The 25,798-nt window shown below is 52.5% G+C and carries 22 protein-coding genes and 3 tRNA genes; 13 read left to right on the forward strand and 12 right to left on the reverse strand.

What is annotated here, in order from left to right; translation table 11 throughout:
- Positions 1-2 precede the first annotated feature (2 nt).
- From ACYP03_RS00005 to lolB, 6 genes are all read right to left on the reverse strand, one after another.
- Positions 3-76: transfer RNA gene (locus ACYP03_RS00005), tRNA-Met, on the reverse strand.
- Positions 77-344: 268 nt separating this feature from the next.
- Positions 345-1,436 (reverse strand): redox-regulated ATPase YchF, encoded by a 1,092-nt coding sequence (gene ychF, locus ACYP03_RS00010; RefSeq protein WP_248143448.1) that lies wholly within the window; start codon positions 1,434-1,436, stop codon positions 345-347.
- A gap of 71 nt (positions 1,437-1,507) precedes the next feature.
- The gene (gene pth / locus ACYP03_RS00015; RefSeq protein ID WP_248143449.1) at positions 1,508-2,098 is read right to left on the reverse strand and encodes an aminoacyl-tRNA hydrolase; all 591 of its coding nucleotides are present in this window, start codon (positions 2,096-2,098) and stop codon (positions 1,508-1,510) included.
- 126 nt (positions 2,099-2,224) lie between these two features.
- Positions 2,225-3,172 carry a ribose-phosphate pyrophosphokinase gene (locus tag ACYP03_RS00020; protein WP_248143451.1) on the reverse strand — a complete coding sequence of 316 codons (948 nt, stop codon included), beginning with the start codon at positions 3,170-3,172 and terminating at the stop codon, positions 2,225-2,227.
- A 10-nt stretch (positions 3,173-3,182) separates the two neighbouring features.
- Complete coding sequence (ispE, locus tag ACYP03_RS00025; RefSeq protein ID WP_459778407.1) at positions 3,183-4,067, reverse strand: 4-(cytidine 5'-diphospho)-2-C-methyl-D-erythritol kinase; 885 nt, start codon at positions 4,065-4,067, stop codon at positions 3,183-3,185.
- 18 nt (positions 4,068-4,085) lie between these two features.
- Entirely contained in the window at positions 4,086-4,760 is a 675-nt protein-coding gene (gene lolB / locus ACYP03_RS00030; RefSeq protein WP_459777945.1) for a lipoprotein insertase outer membrane protein LolB, read from the reverse strand.
- A gap of 285 nt (positions 4,761-5,045) precedes the next feature.
- On the opposite strand from lolB, the gene hemA reads away from it, so the two are divergent.
- The 6 genes from hemA to kdsA all read left to right on the forward strand — a co-directional run bounded on the left by hemA (position 5,046) and on the right by kdsA (position 10,485).
- On the forward strand, positions 5,046-6,308 hold the full coding sequence (gene hemA, locus ACYP03_RS00035; protein WP_330960828.1) for a glutamyl-tRNA reductase: 1,263 nt from the start codon (positions 5,046-5,048) through the stop codon (positions 6,306-6,308).
- A 101-nt stretch (positions 6,309-6,409) separates the two neighbouring features.
- Complete coding sequence (gene prfA, locus ACYP03_RS00040) at positions 6,410-7,498, forward strand: peptide chain release factor 1 (protein ID WP_248143836.1); 1,089 nt, start codon at positions 6,410-6,412, stop codon at positions 7,496-7,498.
- Positions 7,498-8,343, forward strand: a complete 846-nt coding sequence (gene prmC, locus ACYP03_RS00045) for a peptide chain release factor N(5)-glutamine methyltransferase (RefSeq protein ID WP_459777948.1) — start codon at positions 7,498-7,500, stop codon at positions 8,341-8,343. Before prfA ends, prmC begins: the two co-directional genes overlap by 1 nt.
- 53 nt (positions 8,344-8,396) lie before the next feature.
- Positions 8,397-8,777 carry a SirB2 family protein gene (locus tag ACYP03_RS00050; RefSeq protein ID WP_248143455.1) on the forward strand — a complete coding sequence of 127 codons (381 nt, stop codon included), beginning with the start codon at positions 8,397-8,399 and terminating at the stop codon, positions 8,775-8,777.
- Between the two features lie 5 nt (positions 8,778-8,782).
- The gene (locus ACYP03_RS00055) at positions 8,783-9,595 is read left to right on the forward strand and encodes a SirB1 family protein (RefSeq protein ID WP_248143456.1); all 813 of its coding nucleotides are present in this window, start codon (positions 8,783-8,785) and stop codon (positions 9,593-9,595) included.
- Between the two features lie 38 nt (positions 9,596-9,633).
- Entirely contained in the window at positions 9,634-10,485 is an 852-nt protein-coding gene (kdsA, locus tag ACYP03_RS00060; RefSeq protein WP_248143457.1) for a 3-deoxy-8-phosphooctulonate synthase, read from the forward strand.
- 119 nt (positions 10,486-10,604) lie between these two features.
- Here the strand turns inward: kdsA and ACYP03_RS00065 are convergent, their stop codons facing one another.
- Positions 10,605-12,488, reverse strand: coding sequence for a methyl-accepting chemotaxis protein (locus ACYP03_RS00065; protein ID WP_459777951.1), 1,884 nt, complete (start codon positions 12,486-12,488; stop codon positions 10,605-10,607).
- A 363-nt stretch (positions 12,489-12,851) separates the two neighbouring features.
- Between ACYP03_RS00065 and ACYP03_RS00070 the strand changes: the two genes are divergently transcribed.
- Entirely contained in the window at positions 12,852-14,213 is a 1,362-nt protein-coding gene (locus ACYP03_RS00070; protein ID WP_459777953.1) for a Na+/H+ antiporter NhaC family protein, read from the forward strand.
- Between the two features lie 96 nt (positions 14,214-14,309).
- Here the strand turns inward: ACYP03_RS00070 and ACYP03_RS00075 are convergent, their stop codons facing one another.
- On the reverse strand, positions 14,310-16,193 hold the full coding sequence (locus ACYP03_RS00075) for a methyl-accepting chemotaxis protein (protein ID WP_459777954.1): 1,884 nt from the start codon (positions 16,191-16,193) through the stop codon (positions 14,310-14,312).
- A 690-nt stretch (positions 16,194-16,883) separates the two neighbouring features.
- Here ACYP03_RS00075 and ushA point away from each other — a divergent pair.
- The 3 genes from ushA to ACYP03_RS00090 all read left to right on the forward strand — a co-directional run bounded on the left by ushA (position 16,884) and on the right by ACYP03_RS00090 (position 19,819).
- Entirely contained in the window at positions 16,884-18,551 is a 1,668-nt protein-coding gene (ushA, locus tag ACYP03_RS00080; RefSeq protein ID WP_459777957.1) for a bifunctional UDP-sugar hydrolase/5'-nucleotidase UshA, read from the forward strand.
- A 136-nt stretch (positions 18,552-18,687) separates the two neighbouring features.
- Entirely contained in the window at positions 18,688-19,161 is a 474-nt protein-coding gene (gene ybaK / locus ACYP03_RS00085) for a Cys-tRNA(Pro) deacylase (protein WP_330960822.1), read from the forward strand.
- 43 nt (positions 19,162-19,204) lie between these two features.
- Positions 19,205-19,819: a LysE family translocator gene (locus tag ACYP03_RS00090; RefSeq protein ID WP_459777960.1), complete on the forward strand. Its 615-nt coding sequence runs from the start codon at positions 19,205-19,207 to the stop codon at positions 19,817-19,819.
- Positions 19,820-19,828: 9 nt separating this feature from the next.
- Here ACYP03_RS00090 and smrA read toward each other — a convergent pair whose 3' ends face one another.
- Together smrA and ACYP03_RS00100 are read right to left on the reverse strand one after the other, a co-directional pair.
- Complete coding sequence (smrA, locus tag ACYP03_RS00095; RefSeq protein ID WP_248143464.1) at positions 19,829-20,410, reverse strand: DNA endonuclease SmrA; 582 nt, start codon at positions 20,408-20,410, stop codon at positions 19,829-19,831.
- Between the two features lie 120 nt (positions 20,411-20,530).
- On the reverse strand, positions 20,531-20,671 hold the full coding sequence (locus ACYP03_RS00100) for a DUF3149 domain-containing protein (RefSeq protein ID WP_036754542.1): 141 nt from the start codon (positions 20,669-20,671) through the stop codon (positions 20,531-20,533).
- A gap of 367 nt (positions 20,672-21,038) precedes the next feature.
- Here ACYP03_RS00100 and ACYP03_RS00105 point away from each other — a divergent pair.
- Positions 21,039-21,115: transfer RNA gene (locus ACYP03_RS00105), tRNA-Pro, on the forward strand.
- A gap of 97 nt (positions 21,116-21,212) precedes the next feature.
- A tRNA-Pro gene (locus ACYP03_RS00110) sits at positions 21,213-21,289 on the forward strand.
- A 15-nt stretch (positions 21,290-21,304) separates the two neighbouring features.
- Here the strand turns inward: ACYP03_RS00110 and ACYP03_RS00115 are convergent.
- Both ACYP03_RS00115 and ACYP03_RS00120 read right to left on the reverse strand, forming a co-directional pair.
- A complete protein-coding gene (locus ACYP03_RS00115) occupies positions 21,305-22,231 on the reverse strand; it encodes a TraB/GumN family protein (RefSeq protein WP_459777963.1) in 927 nt (308 codons plus the stop codon).
- Between the two features lie 176 nt (positions 22,232-22,407).
- On the reverse strand, positions 22,408-25,221 hold the full coding sequence (locus ACYP03_RS00120; protein ID WP_459777965.1) for a copper-translocating P-type ATPase: 2,814 nt from the start codon (positions 25,219-25,221) through the stop codon (positions 22,408-22,410).
- 88 nt (positions 25,222-25,309) lie between these two features.
- Here ACYP03_RS00120 and cueR point away from each other — a divergent pair, with 88 nt between their 5' ends.
- Positions 25,310-25,711, forward strand: a complete 402-nt coding sequence (gene cueR / locus ACYP03_RS00125) for a Cu(I)-responsive transcriptional regulator (RefSeq protein WP_248143469.1) — start codon at positions 25,310-25,312, stop codon at positions 25,709-25,711.
- The last annotated feature ends 87 nt before the right edge of the window (positions 25,712-25,798 follow it).

Below are 25,798 nucleotides of genomic sequence, written 5' to 3' on the forward strand. Positions count from 1 at the left end.
GGTGGCTACGACGGGATTCGAACCTGTGACCCCATCATTATGAGTGATGTGCTCTAACCAACTGAGCTACGTAGCCATCATGCCGATTCAGCCAGTTTTCACTGTTGCCTTTTCATCAGGCGCTGTCTCGGGAACGGGGCGCATTATGCTTATCCCTGTCTGGAGCGTCAATAGTTTTTTTAAGAATCCCCAGAAAATCTGCTTGTTCGGTGGTTATTTGGACGAAATGACCGAATGCCATGCTAGGTCAGTGATTTGGCGGGTAAAAAATCAGCAACCTTGCTCATTCCGCAAAAAAAGGGCCGGCAAATGCCGGCCCTGAAGTGTAGGTTTTTCGCTTTGCATCAGACGTTGAAACGGAAGTGAACCACATCGCCGTCTTTTACGATGTAATCTTTACCTTCCAGACGCCATTTACCAGCTTCTTTCGCACCACTTTCGCCATTGAACTCGATAAAGTGCTCGTAACCGACAACTTCAGCGCGGATAAAGCCCTTTTCAAAGTCGGTGTGGATCTTACCGGCAGCCTGAGGTGCAGTTGCGCCGACAGGAATGGTCCAGGCGCGGACTTCTTTCACACCAGCGGTGAAGTAAGTCTGCAGATTCAGCAGCTCATAACCGGAACGGATCACACGGTTCAGGCCCGGTTCTTCAATGCCCAGATCTGCCAGGAACTCTTCACGATCTGCATCGTCCAGCTCAGCAATTTCAGATTCGATTGCCGCACAAACCGGAACCACGACGGCGTTTTCTTTGCTGGCGTGTTCAATCACCATTTCCAGATGCGGGTTGTTTTCGAAGCCATCTTCGCTGACGTTTGCGATGTACATGGTTGGCTTCAGCGTCAGGAAGTTCAGGTAATCAATCGCTGCTTTTTCTTCTTTCGTCAGCTCAACGGAACGTGCCATACCACCTTCAGTCAGTGTCGGCAGCATTTTTTCCAGTACAGTGATTTCAAATTTCGCATCTTTGTCACCGCCTTTGGCACGTTTGGCCTGGCGCTGAATGGCACGCTCACAGGTATCCAGATCGGCCAGTGCCAGCTCAAGATTGATGATTTCAATATCGTCCAGCGGGTTGATCTTGCCGGCAACGTGCACGATGTTGTCGTTTTCGAAGCAGCGAACAACATGGCCAATCGCATCGGTTTCACGGATGTTCGCCAGGAATTTATTGCCCAGACCTTCACCTTTAGAAGCACCGGCAACAAGACCTGCGATATCAACGAATTCCATGGTCGTCGGCAGGATGCGCTCAGGATTGACGATTGCCGCCAGTTTATCCAGACGCAAATCCGGCACAGGAACCACGCCGGTATTTGGCTCGATCGTACAGAACGGGAAGTTAGCTGCCTCGATGCCTGCTTTCGTTAATGCATTGAAAAGTGTGGATTTACCTACGTTCGGCAGGCCCACGATACCACATTTAAAACCCATGGCTTGAAACCCTTTAGTGATGCTTCCGGCATCCCGCTTTCGGGCGGGATGGTGAAAAAGTCAGATTAAACTTACTCGGCTTTGAACGAATGAAGCCGGTTTTGTGCCTTGGTCAGACCGTCTTTCAGCCAGATATCAAGGCAGCGAACGGATTCGTCAACGGCAGCGTCAATCATGGATTGTTCGCCGACAGGGGCTTTGCCCAGTACGAAGCCGGTTACTTTGTTTTTGTCCCCGGGATGGCCGATGCCGACCCGCAGACGGTAGAAATTCTTGTTGTTGCCCAGTTTGCTGATGATATCGCGCAACCCATTATGGCCACCATGGCCGCCGCCCTGTTTGAACTTTGCCACCCCTGGCGGCAGATCCAGCTCATCATGTGCGACCAGAATTTCTTCCGGAGTGATCTGGAAGAAATTAGCCAGCGAGGAAACGGACTTGCCCGACAAGTTCATAAAAGTTGTTGGGATCAGCAAACGCAGATCTTCACCGTTCAGTTGGATCCGGCCTGTCAGACCAAAATATTTTGGATCGTTTTTCAGGCTGATGTTGTGGATTCTGGCCAGCTCTTCAACCACCCAGGCCCCTGCATTATGGCGTGTTTTGGCATATTCCGGACCCGGATTTGCCAGGCCAACCAGTAAACGGATTTTTTGACTCACGCTGGTCTCTCTATGTCGTCGGGATCAAAACGCGCGCTATGTTACCACCGCTGAGGAGATAAATAAAAACAAACACGCCCCGCACTGGGCGAGGCGTGTTGGCTGTCGTTCAGTTATTCTGAGCGATTAGTGCTCAAACATCGCAGAGATAGACTCTTCGTTGCTGATACGACGGATGGCTTCAGCCAGCATACCAGACAGGCTCAGAACAGAGACTTTGCCGGTATCCAACATGGCTTGAGACAGTGTAATCGAGTCCGTCACAATGACCTCGTCAATCACAGAATTTTTGATGTTTTCCGGTGCATTGCCAGAGAAAACCGGGTGAGTTGCGTAGGCAAAGACACGACGTGCGCCGCGCTCTTTCAGTGCTTCGGCAGCTTTACACAGGGTACCGCCAGTGTCGATCATGTCATCCACGATGATACAGTCACGGCCTTCAACATCACCAATCAGATGCATCACCTGAGAAACGTTCGCACGTGGACGGCGCTTGTCGATGATGGCGATATCGGTATCGTCCAGCAGTTTTGCCGTTGCACGGGCACGGACAACGCCGCCGATATCCGGAGAAACGACAACTGGATCTTCCAGTTTCTTCGCCAGCATATCTTCCAGCAGCACCGGAGAACCGAAGATGTTGTCTACCGGTACGTCGAAGAAGCCCTGGATCTGTTCGGCGTGCAGGTCAACGGTCAGGACGCGGTCAACACCTACGTTCGACAGGAAGTCAGCAACAACTTTAGCCGTGATAGGAACACGAGCAGAACGGACGCGGCGGTCTTGGCGGGCATAGCCAAAGTAAGGGATAACGGCAGTGATACGGCCAGCGGAAGCGCGACGCAGCGCGTCAATCATAACCACCAGTTCCATCAGGTTATCGTTGGTAGGGGCGCAAGTCGATTGAATGATAAAAACGTCGCTACCGCGGACGTTCTCATTAATCTGAACACAGACTTCACCATCGGAGAAACGGTTCACTGTCGCGTCTCCTAGTGAAATGTAAAGACGGTCAGCGATGCGTTGGGCTAGCTCTGGTGTAGCGTTACCAGCAAACAGCTTCATATCAGGCACGGGGTAAACCTCAGTTGCGTCCAAGTTGTATTGACTGACTTTTTGCAGCATGTTCACTCAGGGCCGTCATCAAAGGTGACTGATTCACCCCTTTCGCGACAAAACCACGGAGCCAGTCGGGTAGTTTTTTCAGGGTTGCAGTAGCCGCTTGCTGAGAGCTAAATTCAGCAAAAACACAAGCGCCAGTGCCGGTCAATCTCGACGGCGCGTATTCTAACAGCCACGAAAGCGCCATATCAACCTCAGGGTAAATTCTTCTCACGATTTTTTCGCAATCGTTTTCGTATTTGCTGTCCAACAGCACATTTAACTGGCGTTTCGGCGTATTTCGCGTTAAATCGGGAGCTGTGAATACATCTACCGTTGCAATGCTGACCTCAGGTTTGGCCACCAGGTACCATTTTTCCTCGGGTTCTGCCGGTTGTAACTGCTCACCAATGCCTTCTGCAAAGGCGCTGAAACCACGGACGAAAACCGGTACATCCGCCCCCAGAGCCAGCCCGATTTCGGCCAGTTCATCCGTGCTGAGCCCGGTTTGCCAGAGAAAGTTTAATGCAACCAGTGCGGTTGCGGCATTTGATGAGCCGCCACCCAGGCCTCCGCCCATGGGGAGAACTTTCCGGATGCCAATATCGGCTCCCGCGGTAATCCCGGCTTTGCGGCGCAGCGCATCTGCTGCCCGGTAAATCAGATTATCTTCAAGCGCCACGCCTTCAACGGCCGGCGTTAAAGTAATCACATCGTCCGGGCGGGCGGTGATCGTTAAGGTGTCGCCGTAATCCAGAAACTGAAATAAGGTTTGCAGTTCGTGGTACCCGTCAGGGCGTTGGCCGGTAATGTACAGAAACAAATTAAGTTTAGCGGGCGCAGGCCAGCTTGTCGTTTGTGTGTTCATCATTGAAGTCTGAGTCTGTTATTTTTGAGTCTGCCAGCGGCTGATCACCAGTTTGATGCGTTTATCACCCTGCGAAAGTACCAGTTTGCTGGGTAAGGCCGGGGAGACGCTTTCATCGTAAGCGTTGTAGTCAAGCTGCCACAGCTGGCCTCTGACTTCTTTTGCCAGATAGGCCACCCGGTTTTCAGCATTGAGCTGATACGTATCGGCACCTGTAGGTAATCCCAGCAGCCAGTCCCGCATCTGATTAATCGGCAGGGAGATATGGGTCAGAGACAGCACCAACTGCGCAGGATCGCTTCCCTGATAGCGTTTGCCGTCATTATCAATGAGAACAGCCCGGCCCGGCTGGCTGTCGAGCTTCAGCAAGGTCGAACCAAGAAAATTGGTCAGCAGCAGATGATCGGAGCCCGTATTGGTTTTCCAGCTCAGGTTTGCGGTAAAGCGCTGCTCCGGGCTGATATAGCCCAGCTTTCCGTTCGCCTGAAAGGCAGAGATGGCGGATAATGCTTTCTGGTGTGTTTCCCAGTCGGTGGTGATCTGACTGGTTTTTGGGGTTGTTGTACAACCGGCCAGTAAAATGATCAGGCTGCCCGTGAACAATGCTCGGGCCGGACGGAGCGATCGGATAAAGCGCTGTCCGGCCATCAGACCATCAGTCAGCGCAGAAAGGGGCGAAAACGCCTTTTGCATAAAATTCCCCTGAATGTCAGCAAGAGCTGAATTGCGTGTTTATCTTCTTCATTAAGAAATACATTAAAGCGCTATCATAGCATGACTTTATTTTCAGAATCTGTACGCCTCAGGTTCATGACATTTGTAAAAATTGTCTGTAAAGTCAGTTTTTGAATCGTTGCCGGGACGCAAGAAAACGTGTTCCGGCATACAGAATCGAGTCATATCCTTTTATTACGCAGGGGCATCAAGTAAAATGCGCCGCTGGATCTTTATCATCGAGAAGTAGGTAACACCACCTCCATGACCTTGCTTGCATTAGGAATCAATCACAAAACAGCGTCTGTTGACCTGCGTGAGCGTGTTGCCTTTTCGCCGGAGAAACTGACCGAAGCGCTGCAGACACTGGCACAGCACCCGGAAGTAAGCAGTGGTGTGATCGTTTCTACCTGCAACAGGACGGAAATTTACTGCGATGTTTCACACACCGGCCCGGGTGTCATGATCGACTGGCTGAGCCGTTTTCATGATTTGCCTGCCGAAGAACTGATGCCGAGTCTGTATTTCCATGAGGAGCAGGCGGCGGTCAGGCACTTAATGCGTGTGGCATGTGGTCTGGATTCCTTGGTGTTGGGAGAGCCGCAGATTCTGGGGCAGGTGAAGCAGTCTTATTCGGATTCGCGAAAGCATGAAGTCATGCACGGCATGCTGGAGAAACTGTTTCAGAAAGCATTCTCGGTGGCAAAGCGAGTCAGAACAGAAACCGATATCGGCGGCAATGCTGTGTCGGTGGCATTTGCTGCCTGTACGCTGGCAAAACAAATTTTTGAATCGATGAGTAAAGCGAGCGTGCTCCTCATCGGTGCCGGTGAGACTACTGAACTGGTGGCTCGCCATATGGTGGAACACGGCTGCCGAAAGATTATTATCGCCAACCGCACTCTGGAACGGGCGCAGACGCTGGCCGATGAATTTGGTGCAGAGGTGATCAGCCTGCCGGAGATCCCGGAGCATATTCATCGGGCGGATATCGTGATCAGCGCCACCGCCAGCCCGCTGCCTATCGTCGGCAAGGGAATGGTTGAAAAGGCGCTGAAAATGCGTCGCCATCAGCCAATGTTGCTGGTGGATATTGCCGTGCCGAGGGATGTTGAACCTGAGGTGGGTGAGCTGGAAGATGCTTATCTGTATTCGGTGGATGATTTGCAGAGTATTGTGGAACGGAACCGCGAGCAGCGAAAAGTGGCGGCGATTCAGGCTGAGGCGATTGTCAGTGAGGAAAGTGCAGCGTTTATGCACTGGCTGCGTTCACTGGAAGCGGTCGACAGTATCCGCCAATATCGTTGTTATGCTGATGAAGTGAAGCATGACCTGCTGAGCCGAAGCCTGCAGGCGCTGGCGAACGGCAGTTCTCCGGAAAAAGTCCTGACAGAGCTCAGCAACCGGCTGACGAATAAACTGATCCACGCGCCGACCAAGGCAATGCAGCAGGCTGCGCAAGACGGTGAACCGGAAAAACTGGCTGTGATCCGTGAAACCCTGGGGCTGGATGGCCTCAAAGAGTAACCGGGCCGCAAGGTGCTGGTAACGCGAACTGAATTATTTTCTGACACGCCATGCCGAGCGGGCATCGCGGGTCGTTATTAGGATCTGACGTTGTAAACATGATGAAACCGTCCATTTTAGCGAAATTAGAATCCCTGGTTGAACGCCATGAGGAAGTGCAGCATTTGCTGGGTGATGCTGCAATCATTGCTGACCAGGATAAATTCCGTGCTTTGTCCCGGGAATATTCGCAGCTTGAGGAAGTAAGTACATGCTTCCGCGCCTACCAGCAGGCACAGTCAGATCTGGCCACAGCGGAAGAAATGGCGGGTGAGGATGACCCGGAATTACGCGAAATGGCGCAGGATGAAATCAAGCAGGCCAAAAGCGATATCGAACGTCTGGAAGATGAGCTGCAGGTTCTGTTGCTGCCGAAAGATCCGAATGATGAGCGCAACTGCTTTATTGAAATCCGTGCCGGTGCCGGCGGTGATGAAGCCGGTATCTTTGCCGGTGACCTGTTCCGCATGTACAGCAAATTTGCTGAAAGCCGCCGCTGGCGGGTTGAGGTGATGAGTTCCAACCCGGCTGAGCATGGCGGTTATAAAGAGATGATCGCCAAAGTCAGCGGAGAAGGGGCGTACGGCGTCCTGAAATTTGAGTCCGGCGGCCACCGTGTTCAGCGGGTGCCAGCGACTGAATCTCAGGGGCGGGTCCATACCTCTGCCTGTACCGTGGCGATTCTGCCTGAAATTCCTGAAGCGGAAATTCCGGAGATCAATGCCGGGGACCTGAAAATTGATACTTTCCGCGCATCCGGTGCCGGTGGTCAGCACGTTAACACCACAGACTCTGCTATCCGGATTACTCACTTACCGACAGGCATTGTGGTTGAGTGTCAGGACGAGCGTTCCCAGCACAAAAACAAAGCCAAGGCGATGTCTGTTCTGGCCGCCCGTATAATCAAAGCCGAGGAAGAAAAGCGTCATGCTGAAGAAGCCAGCACACGCCGGAATCTGCTGGGCTCGGGTGACCGTTCCGACCGTATCCGGACCTACAACTACCCGCAGGGCCGGGTCTCGGATCACCGGATTAACCTGACGCTTTACCGTCTGAATGAAGTGATGGAAGGCGAGCTGAACAGTCTGATTGATCCTGTTCTGCAGGAACACCAGGCTGATTTGCTGGCAGCCATGGCTGATCAAAACTGATGAACCCTTCGATTGACTCTGCCCTGAAGCAGGCTGTGGCTCAATTGTCCGCTTCAGGCTCAGACAGTCCGCAAATTGATGCGGCGGTTTTGCTGTGTCATGTGCTTGGCAAGCCCCGCAGTTATCTGCTGACCTGGCCAGAAAAAGCGCTGTCGGATGCAGAGTCGGATGCATTTTCAGCGCTGCTGGCCCGTCGTCAGATCGGAGAGCCAGTCGCTTACATTGTCGGCGAGCGTGAGTTCTGGTCGCTGCCATTCAAAGTTGCACCTCATACGCTTATCCCACGTCCGGATACAGAGCGGCTGGTTGAAGTTGCGCTGGAAAAAATTCCGGCAGGCTCCGCCGTGCTTGATCTGGGCACCGGCACAGGCGCGATTGCGCTGTCTCTGGCCTCTGAACGGCCCGATTGCCGCTTCACCGGGATTGATGTCCGGCCGGATGCGGCTGTGCTGGCAGAAGAAAACCGTCAGCGTCTGCAAATCAGTAATGCCCGGATTCTTTGCGGAAGCTGGTTCAGCCCGTTATCTGAGGATGAGCGTTTTGCGGTCATTGTCAGCAATCCGCCTTATATTGACGAAGCGGATCCGCACCTGAGTCAGGGAGACGTCCGTTTTGAACCCCGGACGGCGCTGGTGGCAGAAGAGGCGGGTCTGGCGGATATTCGTCATATCTGCGAACAAAGCAGAAAGTTTTTGACGCAGGGGGGCTGGTTATTGCTGGAGCATGGCTATCAGCAAGGCGAAGCCGTCCGGAATATTTTTGAACAACTCGGTTATCAGGAAGTGATGACCGTTCAGGATTATGCGGGCCTGGACAGAGTAAGCTTAGGCTGCTGGTCTGTCTGATCATTACGATCGGGTCGGTATTATTCGAAGGAAACGATAAAGAGAAAAACCAGATGTACATAGCACTGAAACATTTTCATTTAACGATTATCGCGCTGAGCGCTCTGCTGTTTGTCGTCCGTTTTGGCCTGATGATGGCAGATTCACCGTTGCTGCAGAAAAAAGTCCTGAAAGTGACTCCACATGTGGTGGATACCTTTCTGCTGCTGAGCGGTATTGCGCTGATCCTGTACACTGGCTTTATTCCGTTCACTGCGGGTGCGAGTTGGCTGACTGAAAAACTGACCTGCGTGCTGGCCTATATAGCACTGGGTTTCTTTGCCCTGAAATATGGCAAAAATAAGGTCTTTAAGACTTTCGCATTCCTGGGAGCCCTGGGCTGGTTAGCAATGGCCGGGAAGCTGGCTGTGACAAAACTGCCATTGCTGGGGTAAGACAGATGCAGTTCAACGATGAAAGCCGAGATTACGAAGCGGTGACCCTGGTCGAAGGCGCAATTGATCTGATGATGGATCTGGAACCCGGATTTCCTGCGCAATGGGTACGGTTGCAGCTCGCCAAGCTGGTGAAAGAAGCTGAAGCGGCCCTGATGTCTGAAACGAATCCGCATTTGCGTCTGGAAGGCTTGATCCGCCTGTTTTACCGCGAATGGGGATTCAGCGGCGATCGCAACCAGTACTATGCGGCCGAAAACGCATATCTGGATAAGGTACTGGAGCGACGCAAAGGGATCCCGGTGAGCCTGGGTGCCGTCTTCATGTACATTGCCCAGCATCTTGAATTGCCGGTTTCCGGCGTCGCTTTTCCAACCCAATATATTCTGCGCGTTGACTGGCCGGATGCCGACACCCAGTTTATCAATCCTTTTGATGGTGAGTTTGTCAGTCAGAAAACGCTGGGGGCCTGGCTGAAAGGCCATAAAGGTCCGCTGGCACCGTGGCGGGACAGTTATCTCACGGCTACGAGCCATACCGATGTGCTGGCTCGTTGGCTGACTGTGCTGAAAAGTGCCCTCTTAAGAGAAGAACAGTATGCCGACGCACTGCGTTGCAGCGATCTGGCTTTACTGTTACGTCCGGGGGATCCGCATGAAATCCGCGACCGGGGCTATATTTATCAGCAACTGGAATGCAGTCATGCGGCCGCAATGGACTATACCTATTTCATTGAACAGTGCCCGGAAGACCCGGCTGCCGAGCTGCTGAAGCTGCAGGTGAAAGTCCTGAGTGCACAGACGCAGGTGCTGCACTGAGCGTTCTGAACGAATTGACAGAAAAGAAGAGTAGAAGCATGCAACAGAAAGTGGTTCGTATTGGTGACATTGAGGTCGCTAACGATAAAGCCTTTGTGCTGTTTGGTGGTATGAACGTTCTGGAATCGCGTGATCTGGCGATGCAGATCTGTGAGCACTACGTCAAAGTCACTGAAAAGCTGGGCATTCCTTATGTGTTCAAGGCTTCCTTCGACAAGGCAAACCGTTCTTCGGTTCATTCTTACCGTGGTCCGGGAATGGAAGAAGGCCTGAAAATTTTTCAGGAACTGAAAGATACCTTCGGGGTGAAAATCATCACGGATATTCACGAGCAGTATCAGTGCCAGCCGGTGTCTGAAGTGGTTGATGTGATTCAGCTGCCTGCTTTCCTGGCGCGTCAGACCGATCTGGTTGAAGCGATGGCGAAAACCGGTGCCGTGATCAATGTGAAGAAACCACAGTTCATGAGCCCGGGTCAGGTGGGCAATATCGTCGAGAAGTTCGCTGAATGCAATAACGACCAGATCATTCTGTGTGAGCGCGGTGCGCTGCATGGCTACGATAACCTGGTTGTTGACATGCTGGGCTTTGATGTCATGAAACAGGCATCGAAGGGCAGCCCGATCATTTTCGATGTGACGCATGCACTGCAGTGCCGTGATCCGCTGGGCGCAGCATCTGGTGGTCGTCGTGAGCAAACCGTGACACTGGCGCGTGCCGGAATGGCAGCTGGGATTGCCGGTCTGTTTATGGAAGCGCACCCGAACCCGAATGAAGCGCGTTGTGATGGTCCGTCAGCCTTCCCGCTGGATAAGCTGGAACCATTCCTGAACCAGATCAAACAGCTGGATGACCTGGTGAAGAGCTTCGAGCCGATCGATATCCAGTAATTCGCAGCTTGCAGCAAAAATCCAATAAAAAAGGGTGTCAGTAGACACCCTTTTTTATTGTTAAATTTTTATTGTTTATTCAGGAATTCCGGCCCGGTCTGTTAACCGGGCCGGAAGGATCACAGCTTAAAGCGGCTGATTTCCTGTTGCAGTTCGTGTGACAGTTCAGACAGCTGAGCCGCCTGTTGTGCAGCTTCACCGGCTTCCAGAGCCAGTTCGTTTGACACGTCGCGAATGCCTTCCGTATTGCGGGTGATTTCAGAGGTGACCGAAGACTGCTCTTCCGCCGCCGACGCAATCTGGGTCGCCATATCGCTGATGTTGGTGATCGCTGAAATAATCTGAATCAGGCTGGCAGATGCCGAATTGGCATCATCCACACTGGTTTCTGCCAGACGACGGCTGTCGCCCATAATACCGACGGCACGGCCAGTGGTCTGCTGCAGCGTTTCGATCATCTGCTGAATTTCCTGCGTCGAAGCATGCGTGCGCTGACTCAGGACACGGACCTCATCGGCAACCACGGCAAAACCACGACCCTGCTCACCGGCACGGGCCGCTTCAATCGCAGCATTCAGCGCCAGCAGGTTGGTTTGCTCAGCAATGTTCTGAATGGTCGACAGAATGGTGGTAATGCTTTGCGCGTGATGATTCAGTTCACTGATGACATCCGTCGCGGTTTCCACTTCACCGGCAAGGCTGGTGGTTGAAGACTGGCTTTGTTCAACCTGCTCGGCACCATGTTCAGCCGCTTTGACCGTTTCGGTCGATGTGCGGGCGGTGTTGTCGGCGTTACCGGCAATTTCCTGGGTTGCAGCAGCCATCTCATTGATAGCCGTGGCGACCATGTTGATCTCATCCTGCTGATGACGAATCCGGGTGCTGCGCTCTTCAGCCTGAGAAGCTGTCTGATGCGCCTGAGAACTCAGCGACTGGGAAACATCCCGCAGGCGGGTGACCATGCCGTGCATGTTGCCCACAAAGCGGTTGAAGTTATGTGCCAGTTGGCCCACTTCATCATCGCTGCGTGGTTCCAGGCGTTGCGTCAGATCGCCTTCACCGGTCGCAATTTCAGCCAGTGCATCAGAGACTCGGCCCAGATCGCGGAACAGGAACCCGACCAGCCAGGCAACGGCTGCCAGGACAATCAGTGTAATGATGATTGAGGTGATGATCAGGCGAGTCAGAAGCTGGCTCTGGCTTGCTTCTTCCGTGGTCTTGTCCATTTCCAGGCCCAGGATCCACGGGGTGCCGGGAACTTCGGCAAAATAAAGCAGCTTGTCTGCGCCATTGATGGATTCGCTGATAATAGTGCCGCGGCTGACCGCCTGCTGGATGTCACTCATGCTCAGGTCCTGGCTGTAACCGTTGACCGGTTTCAGCAGCAGCCCCTGATCATGGTGAGCCAGGAAGGTATTGTCCTGTGTGTTAATCAGCATGGCGTAAGCATTTTTGCCCGCATCCAGACTGATCACATCAGAGATGAGCTGATCAATCAGCACGTCAGAGCCGATCACCGCAATCAGCTGACCGTTCTGCTTCACCGGCTCAGCCAGGGTGACCAGCAGGGCATTGGTCACCGCATCACGGTAGGCCGTGGTGATGATTGGTTTGTTTGCGGACTGGGCATCAATGTACCAGGGACGCTGGCGCGGGTCATAGCCTGCACGGTTACGCTCCGGATAAGAACGGAACATTTCTCCGGCCGGCGTACCAAAATAAATTTCGTCAAAACCACCAGCGTTGCGTGCCTGTTGCAGGAAAGGCACTGGATCAGAGGATTGTACATAAGGTTTGACGGCACTGGTGACGCTGCGGCGAATGCTGATCCAGTCACTGATCCCTTTGGTCGCAGTTTTGCTCAGGCTGTCAGCGCGGCTGAAAATACTGTTTTGAGTTTGTTGATAAAGTTGATTCGCAGCCAGCCATGTCAGCGCGGTTGCCATAACCACGACGGCAGATAAGCTGGCACCTATGAGTTTTTGCTTTAGGGTCAGTTTCATTGTGAGTCTCGATGGATGGAACGGAAGCTGATGTTGATTTTTTCTCATTTGTTGCACAAAAAATGTGACAAGTGAGGAAAAATAATCCTGAGAATTCTATATAGCTATACGACTGTTGTATATGGAAATTTAAGGGTTATTGGCGACCGATTATTGACGTTATAAGGATAAAAATTTGTCGGTCAGCGATAAGTGTTACATATTCAACTGGTTAGTTTTTACGGACATCTATGCAGCAAGTTTAATTTATTGAAAGTTTTTCAATTAAATGCATATTTAGATGTTTAGACGTCTAGAAGTTGACACGTGTGGATGTAAGTCTTAGGCTATGCGGCCAATTCAAAATAATATGCTGTAGTGATCATGTCGCACGATTCAACACAACATCCTTCGGAAACCATAGCGCCCTCTGCTTTGGCGTTATTACCGCTTGCTGTCTTTCTGGCTCTGTTCATCGGGGTGGGGAGCTATCTGACCTGGCAGGGCGTCGACTTTGCTTTTTATCAGTTACCGGCACCTGTCGCTGCATTGCCTGCAGTGCTGGTGGGCATTCTGCTGAGTAAAGACCGGCTGAATCAGAGCATCGAACAGTTCATGCGGGGTGTCGGCCACAGTGACATTATTGCAATGTGCATGATCTACCTGCTTGCCGGTGCCTTTGCGGCCGTCGCGAAAGCAACCGGGGGTGTGGATGCCACGGTTAATCTTGGTTTGTCGTTGTTACCATCCAGTCTGATTCTGCCGGGTATTTTCGTGATCGCAGCATTTATTGCGACCGCCATGGGGACATCCATGGGCACGATCGCTGCCGTCGCGCCGGTTGCTCTGGGAATTGCAGAGACTGCGGGCCTGGATAAAGCGCTGACTGCCGGGGTTGTTCTGAGCGGCGCTATGTTTGGCGATAACCTGTCGATCATCTCAGATACCACCATTGCGGCAACCCGTTCTCAGGGATGTGCGATGCGCGATAAATTCCGTGAGAACATTGCGATTGCGTTACCGGCCGCGATTGCCGCGATCCTGCTGTTTCTGTTTGAATCGACCCCGACGCAAGCGCCTGCAGTGACCAGCATTGAATGGCTGAAAGTATTGCCGTATATCACGATTCTGGTTCTGGCCGTGGCCGGTCTGAATGTATTTGTTGTTCTCAGTCTCGGGCTCATTCTGGCAGGTGGTGTCGGTTTGCTGTCTGTGCCTGATTATGGTCTGGCGAACTGGGGACAGGATATCTATGCCGGATTCGGCAACATGCAGGAAATTTTCCTGCTCTCCATGCTGATTGGCGGCATGGGTGAGCTGATGCGCCGCCAGGGCGGACTGGCTTTCCTGACCCGGCTGATCAACCGGATGATTGGCGGCTTTGGCCGTAAGGAAGCGGATCAGTCACAGAAGGCCAGTGAGCTGGGGATTGCCGGTCTGGTGAGCCTGACGAATCTGTGTACGGCCAATAATACCGTGGCCATTATCGTCGCCGGTGGTGTGGCCCGTGAACTTGCTGAACAAAATGGGGTGACACCGCGCCGTTCGGCCAGCCTGCTGGATATATTCTCCTGTGTGATTCAGGGAATCCTGCCTTATGGCGCACAGGGACTTTTGCTGGGTTCGGTTTTCGGCTTATCCCCGCTGACTGTGGTCAGTCATTCTTATTACTGTTTCTTCCTGGCGGGCAGTGCGGTGATCGCTATGCTGATCAAGCATCAGCAGCGGATAGCCGTTACGGCATAACCCTAACGACCCGGAATAAAAAAACACCCCGTCTGGGGTGTTTTTGTTGGTACTTCTGAATCTGCTTTTCTGAAGCCAGTCTTGCTGAATCCGGGATTACAGCTTAAAGCGGCTGATTTCCTGTTGCAGTTCATGAGACAGATCTGACAATTGCGCAGCCTGCTGTGCCGCTTCGCTGGCTTCCTGAGCCAGGTCGTTGGACACATCGCGAATGCCTTCGGTGTTGCGGGTGATTTCAGAGGTCACAGAAGATTGCTCTTCCGCGGCAGAAGCAATCTGAGTGGCCATATCACTGATATTGGTAATCGCAGAAATAATCTGAGTCAGGCTGGCAGACGCTGAATTGGCGTCATCCACACTGGTTTCTGCCAGACGACGGCTGTCGCTCATAATGCCGACGGCACGACCTGTGGTCTGCTGCAGCGTTTCAATCATCTGCTGGATTTCCTGAGTTGAAGCATGCGTGCGCTGACTCAGGACACGAACTTCATCGGCAACCACGGCAAAGCCGCGACCTTGTTCACCGGCACGGGCTGCTTCAATTGCAGCATTCAGCGCCAGCAGGTTGGTTTGCTCGGCAATATTCTGAATGGTCGACAGAATGGTGTTGATGCTTTGCGCGTGATGGTTCAGTTCACTGATGACATCGGTCGCGGTTTCTACTTCACCGGCCAGACTGGTGGTGGAGTGCTGGCTTTGTTCAACCTGTTTTGCGCCGTGTTCGGCTGCCAGTACAGTTTCAGTCGATGTACGCGCGGTGTTGTCAGCATTGCCGGAAATTTCCTGCGTTGCCGCAGCCATTTCATTGATGGCCGTTGCCACCATGTTGATTTCATCCTGTTGGTGACGAATCCGGGTGCTGCGTTCTTCGGCCTGTGACGCAGTCTGATGCGCCTGAGAACTCAGCGACTGGGACACATCGCGCAAACGCATCACCATGCCGTGCATGTTGCCGACAAAGCGGTTGAAGTTATGGGCCAGCTGGCCGACTTCGTCATCACTGCGAGGTTCCAGACGTTGCGTCAGATCGCCTTCACCGGTCGCAATTTCTGCCAGTGCCTCAGATACCCGGCCCAGATCGCGGAACAGGTAGCCAACCAGCCAGGCAACCGCAGCCAGTACAGCTAGAGTAATGACAATTGAGGTCAGAATCAGCCGGGTCAGCAGTTCGCTCTGGCTCGCTTCTTCTGTGTCTTTGTCCATCTCCAGACCCAGAATCCAGGGAGTGCCCGGCACTTCTGTGAAGTAAAACAGTTTGTCTTCACCATCGATGACCTCGTTCATCAGCTTGCGGGAACTGACCGCTTTCTGGATGTCGCCCATGTTCAGTTCCTGGCTGTATCCGGTGATGGGTTTGAGCAGCAGAGACTTCTGAGGGTGAGCAAGGAAGGTGTTGTCCTGAGTGTTAATCAGCATGGCGTAAGCCTTTTTCCCGGCATCCAGGCTGATCACGTCGGAGATCATCTGATCAATCAGCACGTCCGAACCGATGACGGCTATCAGTTGCCCGTTTTTATTGACAGGCTCAGCCAGTGTTACCATAGGCGCATTGGTGATTGCATCCAGATAGGCGGTGGTAATGATCGGTTGATTCGCCTTTTGTGCATCGATGTACCATGGGCGTACGCGGGGATCATAGCCTGCGCGGTTCCGTTCCGGATTTGAGCGGACCATTTTACCCGATGGCGTTCCGAAATAGGTTAAATCAAAACTGCCCGCGTCACGGGCTTGCTGAAGGTAAGGTACTGGTTCATCTGATGTGACATAAGGCTTAATGGCACTGGTAATATCACGTCGAATCTTAATCCAGTCACTGATCCCTTTGGTGGCTGTTTTGCTCAGGCTGTCAGCACGGTTGAATATGCTGTGTTGGGTTTGTTGATTGAGTTGGTTTGCGGCCAGCCAGGTCAGCGCGGTTGCCATAACCACGACAGCAGATAAGCTGGCACCGATGAGTTTTTGCTTTAGGCTCAGTTTCATTATGGGTCTCGGTGGATGGAACGGAAACGAGTAACGGTGTTGGCTCATCATGTTGCACAAAAAGCGTGACAAAAATGGGGTAGCAACACTTGAGTTCCATATATTAATACGACGGCTGCCTGAATAAACTTAAATATTAGGTGTGACTAATGTTTTGTCAGTATTGGTATAAAAGTTTGTTGAAAAGGGATAAGCATTCCAAATTCAAAGGATTATCTTATAGAAATCCGAACTTCTTAAAATTTTATCGGTGAGATATTTTTCAGGCACAGTCCTGAATGTCTGATGTCCAGCGGGATCTCATCCGGAGTTTCTTTAGAGGACAAATTTGTCCATTGGCGGATCCTGTCAGTCAATTCAATGACTTGCTGTGGGATGCGTTTCGGATGACTGTTTCTGCCGGGTTATCACTCTGGAAATTACGATGTTGAATCAGTCTTATCAGGCTGTTCTGGAATCAGGCAGAATCAAATTTCTTGTTTTGAGAAATGCTCCCCATTTCTGGGATGTTTTTGCTGCTATCTCCTTCAAATATCAAAAATGATATCGATTGCATAGTGATCGGTTTAACACTCTGATGAAATCACCTGCCACGTCGCAATTGAATCTTTTACACTGAACACCGTTTTGGGCACTGCCACCACCACGGAGGGCGGTACGCCATGAGAGTAGACTGTGTAAGGTGATGAAATGACCACAAAACTGTTAACCCGTACTGCCTTGTCTGCGGGACTGTTATTGGCACTGGCAGGATGCGCTAGCCAGGATCAGGCTGCCGGCTGGCAGCAAGACCAGACCTATAAGTTCACAATTCTTCATACGAACGATCATCACGGCCGTTTCTGGACAAACCGTAATGGTGAGTATGGCATGGCTGCCCGTAAGACTTTGCTGGATGAACTGCGTGCTGATGTCGCTGAAGAAGGTGGTACCGCTCTGTTACTGTCTGGCGGTGATATTAATACCGGGGTGCCAGAATCCGATCTTCAGGATGCGGAGCCAGATTTCAAAGGCATGAACATGCTTGGCTACGATGCGATGGCTGTGGGCAACCACGAGTTTGATAACCCGATGGATGTGCTGCGCAAGCAGGAAGGCTGGGCGAACTTCCCAATGCTGTCTGCCAACATTTATGACAAGGCCACAGGCAAGCGCCTGTTCCAGCCTTACCAGATTTTTGAACAGCAAGGGATCAAAATTGCCGTCATCGGTCTGACCACGGAAGATACGGCTAAAATCGGAAATCCGGAATATATCGGAAACATTGAGTTTCGTGATCCGAAAGCCGAAGCCAAAGCACTGATTGCCGAACTGAAAGAAACTGAGCATCCGGATGTGATTATCGCTGCGACGCACATGGGCCATTATGTCAATGGCAACCGCGGTGTGAATGCCCCGGGTGATGTTGCTCTGGCGCGTTATCTGGAGCCGGGTGATCTGGATCTGATCGTCGGTGGTCACTCGCAAGAGCCGGTTTGTATGGAAGCGCCGAACGTCGCCAATGACGGATTTAAGGCAGGTGATGACTGTAAGCCGGATCAGCAGAATGGTACCTGGATCGTTCAGGCGCACGAGTGGGGCAAATATGTGGGCCGCGCTGATTTTGAATTCAAGAATGGTGAGTTGAATCTGGTCAGTTATGATCTGGTTCCTGTGAACCTGAAGAAGAAAATCCAGCTGGCTGATGGTTCCTCACAAAGAGTGTTTGTTGAGAAGGAAATCCCTCAAAACTCAGAGGTGAAAGCTTTCCTGACTCCTTATCAGGAGCGTGGTCAGGCTCAGCTGAACGTGAAAATTTCTGAGTCAAACGGCAAACTGGAAGGCGACCGGAATGTGGTGCGTTTCAAACAGACGAACCTGGGACGTTTGATTGCAGCGGCGCATATGCAGCGCGCCAAAGCAGATTTTGCGGTCATGAACTCCGGCGGTGTGCGTGACTCAATTCCGGGTGGTGCGATTACCTATAAAGATGTTCTGAAAGTGCAGCCGTTCGGTAACATGGTGACTTACACGGATATGACAGGTGCAGAAGTGCTTGATTATCTGAATGAAGTGGCCACGAAACCAGTTGACTCAGGCGCTTATGCCCAGTTCTACGGCATCCGGATGGATGTGAAGAACGGCAAAGTCAGCAATGTGAAGATTGGCGGCAAAGCTTTGGTACCGAGCAAGACTTACCGTTTCACAGTGCCGAGCTTTAACGCCGCAGGCGGTGACGGTTATCCTAAATTGACGGGCCACTCAGGTTATGTAAACACAGGTTTTGTTGATGCAGAAGTGCTGAAAGATTATCTGGAAGCCAACAGCCCGGTGAACGTGAATAGCTTTGCACCAAAGGGTGAGATTGTTTACCGTTAATCCAAACTGACGACGGCTCAATGCAAGCTCACCTATGCACTTAGGTGAGCTTTTTTATTGCTGTCTGTATCTCAGTTGCCTTGGCGAAATGAGACCTGTTCGATATAGTGAGGAGCGAAAGATCTCGGAGGACAGGATGACACCCGCAATCAATCTAGCCAAAAAGCATAAAATTGCCCACACAGTTCATCAATACCAGCATGATCCCAACAATAGCAATTTCGGCATGGAAGCGGCTGAAGTGCTGGGGCAGGATCCGGCCCGTGTATTCAAAACCTTGTTGTTTGCCTGTAATGGCGATCCTAAACAACTGGCTGTGGCCGTTGTTCCGGTTGCCGGAATGCTGGATCTGAAAGCGGCGGCAAAAGCGGCCGGGGCCAAGAAAGCGGATATGGCTGATCCTGCGATTGCGGAGAAAACGACAGGCTATATCGTGGGCGGAATTAGTCCTTTGGGACAAAAAAAACGACTGCCGACTTTTCTGGATGAATCGGCAAATTCATTCGAAACCATTTGTGTCAGCGCCGGGCGCCGAGGGCTGGAAATTGAACTGTCCCCGGCTGATTTACTGCAACTGACTGGCGGGAAGCTGGCAGCACTGGCCAGATAAACTTTAATTTTGAGACAGGCCTAAATGGCCCTGAGGAGAAGGGATGACTTTGACGATCTGGCTTTCACTACTGATGATTTGCATGCTGGGTGCGATGTCACCGGGGCCAAGTCTGGCGGTTGTTGCAAAGCACAGTCTGTCGGGCGGTAAGATGCACGGGATAGCGACTTCCTGGGCGCACGCTTTTGGGGTGGGAGTGTATGCTCTGCTGACCTTACTCGGGCTTGCGGTGGTGCTGAAGCAGTCTCCGCTGCTGTTTCAGGTGATTACGTATTCTGGTGCGGCCTACTTAGCTTATTTAGGCATTAACGCGTTGCGCTCCAAAGGGGGCGTGGCTGCGAAACTGTCAGCCGGAGCGTCGGCCAGTCTGGGGGAAGCTGCGAGGGATGGCATCATGATTTCCATTCTGAATCCGAAGCTGGCCCTGTTTTTTCTGGCTCTTTTCAGTCAGTTCGTTGCAGTTGGCAGCCAAATGAGTGATCGCGCGATTATCGTGGCGACGCCACTGCTGGTGGACGGCCTCTGGTACACCCTGATTGCGCTGATCTTATCCCGGCCTGCTGTGTTGGAAAAACTGCGCAGCCGGGCACAGCTCATTGACCGTTTGTCTGGCGTGGTTTTACTGATGCTGGCTCTGCGTGTGGTCTGGCTGGCTTAACTGGCCAGCCTAACTCATCCGTTTCTGATGCCGTTCCCGGTTTTCCAGTTTACGCTCCGGACTTTTCTTCAGCATGACGTACAGCGCGCCGTTGCCGCCGTGCTGACGCAGTGCGGAGTGATAACCCATCACGTCACTGATCTGAATTAACCAGGAAGCAACGAAACTTTTCATCAGTGCCGGTGGGGCAGAGCGCTCCCCTTTGCCATGCACAATCAGCACGGTCCGGATATCCATCCGCTGGCATTGCTTCAGGAAACTCAGGACTTCGTCTCTGGCTTCTTTCAGGGATTTCCGGTGCAAGTCGAGGCGGGCCTGAATGTCATATTTACCCAGACGTAATTTGCGAATTACACCATCCTGTACACCATCGCGCTTGAAATCCAGCATGTCGTCGGGTTTGACCATCCGGGCATAATCCAGTGACAGGTATTCAGGGTCACTGTCGGACAGGCTTTGGGCCGCAACCTGACGGGCGAGCTGAGACTCGGTAATCTGGTGTTTTTTCTCTGTAAGTACGGTGTCTTGTTCCAATGGGGCGACATCAGCCATCATTTCACGGAACAGATCCAGTTCATTTTGATCTGACATGGTGAGCTGTTTTTACTGCGGACTTTAAGAGAATTATACGTGGCTGGCGGGGAAAAAAAAGAATCCTGGGGCCTGTCAGTGTCCGCAGGATTCAAGAAAGATTGGAGATAACGGAAAATATTACTGTTGTGAATCAGCTTTCATGACTTTGTAAACGAAATAGCCGCCATAAAAGATCATCAGCCCCAACGCACCGAAAATCACAATCATTGACGACAAACCGACCGGGTTACCGAAGAGTAAATCAAGCCAAAATTCCATGTGATGTCCTCTGCTGTATGGAAACTTGTTGCAATCTTAGTTTAAGGGGGTTGTAAGGCAGATGATCTGGATCAAGCTCGGACAAGGTTCCGTCAGTCAGGTGTATTTTTTGTGGTTTGGGCAATAAACCCTGCTCAAAGTGATGATTTACTCATCAAGCAGTAAAAAGAAAGGAAAATTTACTTCCTCCCCCCTTGCGTTTGGCAAATTTGCCAGTATTATAGGCCACCTCGAAAGGCAATGTGATTTGTCTGGCCTTTCAGCAAATTGTCGGTGAATAGCGCAGTTTGGTCGCGCATCTCCGGCTCTTGGGAATAGCGGACCAGAGAAACCCTCTGGAGCAGTCTCAAGGCGAAAAACAAACAATCGGTGAATAGCGCAGTTTGGTAGCGCATCTGGTTTGGGACCAGAGGGTCGGGGGTTCGAATCCCTCTTCACCGACCACTATTTTAAAAGTTTGCTTTTGAAAAGCAGGCTACAAAAATTGAGAGTTTGAGTAACTCTGACTGCAAGAGTTATACTTTCAACAGAACAAAATTATCGGTGAATAGCGCAGTTTGGTAGCGCATCTGGTTTGGGACCAGAGGGTCGGGGGTTCGAATCCCTCTTCACCGACCACCTTCGAAAGCCCGCTCATTGAGCGGGCTTTTTTGTCTCTGATGTTTTTGGTTGATTGTTTGCCTGACGCAGAGGCGCGGGTTCACATTGTGCCGGCCGGCCGTGATTGAGTTGCCGGACCGTGAAGCCTTGTTGCATCAGTAACGCAGGCAGGCCATCGTTCCCCATCATATGATAAGCACCGACAACGACCAGAAAGGTCCCCTTCTGGTATTGCGGCGCATGGGCAAGTTGCCTGGCCCAGTCCTGATTTCTGCGCGTCAGCAGGTGTTGTTCGGTGTCATCAGAGAGGGCGATCTGAGCGCTCAGTTCCGTCAGCACGGTACCATTCCCCTGTTGCCAGGCTTCGAGCAGGCAACGCAGTTCATCTTCCAGTAAAAGCCATTCATTCAGCGTTGTTTGCAGCAGGTTCAGGCCATGATCCGGGAGACTCCTCAGCAGCTGAAACTGTGCTTCGATGCCCTCCAGTTCGTAAACGGGAACGTGCTCTTTTTGGGCCCGGGCAAATACCACCTGATCGATGCCTTTCTCCGGAGAAAGGCCATAGGCCAGAGACTGGGCCAATTGCAGTTGCATGGCTGTCATCCAGGGCGGATTTTCAAGGAGCGAGTAAGAGGATAATCGGTATTGGTCGGCCAGTGCTTTGAGGGTACGGATATCCTTCGGGGGCAGCAAATGACGTGTTGCGGTGCTTGCGTCAAAGGGCGGCATCTCAAACTTTTTCTGGATATCGGCTTCCAGAATCAGGCCGTTCGCTTCAGGCCAGTACCGGGTAAAGACATCTGGTAACGGATAAAGTGCATCATTGCCGACATGAATGGATCCCATCAGCACAAACTGACGCTGGTGATCTTTGGCAAGCCAGACCTGAGGCTCAGCTGAGGCACTGGTACTGAAGAAGGTCAGAACGATACTTGCTTTGGTAAGCAGAGATTTAAACATGATCATTCCAGTGGTTGGCGGTTGTAAACAGCCTATGGAATACATGGGGGACAGGCAAGTTTCACGCATCAGAAAAGCGGCCGGACAGACAGTCCAGCCGCTGAAGAACTACCGGTTCGGATGAAGCCAGAACCACCAGATGATGAAGCCAATGGCCAGGGCTGCCAGTAATGCCATCATTCCAGGCCTCCTTTGTTGTCCGTGAGTGTGGTTGTCTGATATTGCGCGCTGCCCGGACGGAACAGTCTCAGGCGGTTGGCATTACTGACGACCGTGATGGACGACAGTGCCATCGCAGCCCCGGCAATCACCGGACTGAGCAAACTGCCGGTAAACGGAAACAGAATACCGGCGGCAAGCGGAATCCCCAGGGTGTTGTAGACAAAGGCTCCGAACAGGTTTTGCTTCATGTTCCGCAGTGTGGCGGAAGACAATTCCAGCGCATCTGCGACGCCGTGCAGCGAGTGGCGCACCAGTGTCAGCTGGGCGCTTTCAATAGCGACATCACTGCCGCTGCCCATGGCAATTCCGATTTCCGCCTGAGCCAGCGCTGGCGCATCGTTAATTCCGTCACCCACCATGGCGACGTGCTTGCCCGATTGCTGCAGCTGACGCACTTCTTCCGATTTGCCATCCGGCAGTACACCGGCAATCACTTTCGTGATGCCTGCCTGACGGGCGATGGCCGTGGCCGTCCGTTCGGTATCCCCCGTCAGCATGATGACCTCAATGCCTTTTACCTGAAGCCTTGCCACAGCTTCGCCTGAGTCTGCACGCAGGGGATCACTGATGCCGAAAACCGCAGCCGGTTGTCCGTCAATCGCGATGAAGATTGCGGTTGCACCGTCATCGGACAGCGTGAGCGCATCGGCTTCCTGGCTGGCTGTATCAATCCCTTCTTTTACCATCAGGGCGCGGTTACCCAGCAGGATGTTGTGCGTTTCGACCTGACCGCTGACGCCATAGCCCGGCTGCGCATGAAACTGACTGAGAGTTTTCAGCGGCAGCGATTGTGCTTTCGCCGCGGTGACAATAGCCTTCGCAAGCGGGTGCTCGGCACCTTGTTCCAGGCTGGCTGCCAGTGTCAGTACCTGCTCTTCAGTGTATTCGCCGTAGTAGTGGCTGTGTGTCAGGACAGGTTTACCTTCTGTCAGGGTTCCGGTTTTATCCAGCACGACGGTATCAATCCCGGCAGCCAGCTGCATGGCATCGGCATGGCGGATCAGGATACCGTGTTCTGCAGCCCGGCCCAGTCCGACGGTGACCGACATCGGGGTTGCCAGCCCGAGGGCACAGGGGCAGGCAATGATTAGAACGGTGGTCGCCGTAACCAGCATATAAATCGAGACGGGATCCGGACCGACGTAATACCAGATGGTTGCGGTGACAATCGCAATGATCATGACCGTGGGGACAAAGATAGCCGAGATGGTATCGGCCATCCGGGCCAGTTTCGGCTTACTGCTTTGTGCCTGACGTACCAGACCGATGATTCGTGCCAGCAGAGTCTGATTGCCGACCTGCCGGGCAATAAACAACAGGCTGCCGCTTTGATTGATCGTACCGGCATGCAGTTCATCGCCCGGCTTTTTGTGGGCCGGTACCGGTTCACCGGTCAGCATCGACTCATCCAGATAGCTTTCACCGGTTTCTATCACACCATCAACCGGCACTTTCGCGCCCGGACGCAGCCTGAGCTTCATGCCGGGTTTGATCTCGGCCAGCGGCACTTCGCGTTCGCCCTGATCATCGACCAGAATGGCGGTTTGCGGTTGCAGGTCGATCAGTTTTTCCAGCGCCTTTGAGGTGCGTCCTCTGGCTTTGGTTTCCAGTGCATGTCCCAGCGTGATCAGACCCAGAATCATGGCCGAAGCTTCAAAGTAGACGTGGCGGGCCTGCGCCGGGAACCATTCCGGGGTCAGGACCACAAACATGGAGTAAAACCAGGCCGCCCCTGTACCCAGCGCCACCAGTGTATCCATGCTGGCTCTGTGGTGAAGGAAAGCTTTCCAGGCATCCCGGTAGTAATGTCCGCCACAGTACACCAGCAAGGCCAGTGTCAGCAGGCCGATGATGCCCCAGCTCCACTGGCTGGTGACCGAATCGATCATCATACTGCCGCCAAATACACCCCAGGCCATCAGCGGTACCCCGAGTGCCAGTGCCAGTCCGGCATTGATCAGGTGCTGACGGTAAACCGCTGAGTTCTGTGCCTGCTGTCGTTCACGCCGGGTGCGTTCATCTTCACTCAATTCAGCACCATAGCCGGCATTTGAAACAGCCCGGATCACGGATTCAGGATCGATCTCTCCCTGAACCAGCGCGGTGCGTTCGGCCAGATTGACACTGACCGCGGAGACCGCATCAACTTGGCGGATAGCTTTTTCGACGGAAGACACACAGCTGGCACAGGTCATGCCGGAAATCAGAAAGTAGTGACTGTCTGCGTCGGCTTCGTTCGGGCTGTCGCTTACTGTTGCCGTGGTGGCTGGTGCTTCTGGTGCCGTTTCAGCGTTCTGAAGGTGAGCGGCTGCATCGGAACGGGCTTGCTGTCCCGATGTCTCCTGATCATCTGGATGCTCTGATAGAGGGACCTGATATCCGGCAGACTGGATCAGTGCAGTTAATGCATCCTGGTCTAAGGCGCCCAGAACCACAGCACGGGTTTTACTGACCTCAAACTGGGCAATCCGGGGATCTGCGGCGAACACTGACTTCAGCTTGGCAACACATTTTCCGCAGGACAGGCCTGCCAAAGGTAAGTCGTGCTGATAGCCGGCCTCGTATCCCAGTGTCTCAATGGTCTCAATAATCTTTGCCAGATCCAGCTGACCTGAAAGACGGGCGTTTTGCGTGTCAACCGCTACTGTTTCCACGCCATCCAGTACCTGTAATGCCTGGGTGATTTTTCCGGCACAATTCATACAGCGGACTTTGCCAAGCGGCAGCGTCACATCCATATGGGCCGGTATGCTTGTTGAAATCGTCATGGGCTTCCTCAACGCCATTGATGTGGTATATGCTAATCATAAAGCTTCCAGTTGATGGAAGGTCAAGTTAGTTTTTCAGGAGGATCAGATGAACATCAGCGAAGTGGCCAAACAGACGGGATTAACCAATAAAACCATACGCTTTTATGAGAGTAAGGGGATGATCAGTGAACCTTTGCGTGGTGAGAACGGCTACCGCCGCTATAGTCAGAAACAGGTAAACGAACTGCTGATGATTAAGCGATCGCGGCTGGTGGGGTTCAGTCTGGAGGAAAGCCGGGAGTTGTTGTCGCTGTCACGCGATCCGGAACGGAAAAGTGCCGATGTAAAAGCAAAAGCTGAGCATAAACTGGCTGAAATTGATCATCAGATCCAGGAGCTTCTGGCGATGAAGCAGAGTCTGCAGAGTCTGATCAGTCAGTGTCCGGGGAACAACCAACCGTGCTGTCCGATCATCGATGCGCTGACCGAAGGTGAGTCCGAAGCTTAAGTTCAGAAAGCCTGAGCTCAGTCGGCCTAGTTTCAGTCAGCAATAGGTTGTTTTCACCGCAGGCCGGTTGGCTTGCGGTGAACTGGT

It is taken from the genome of Photobacterium sp. R1 (assembly GCF_054600795.1).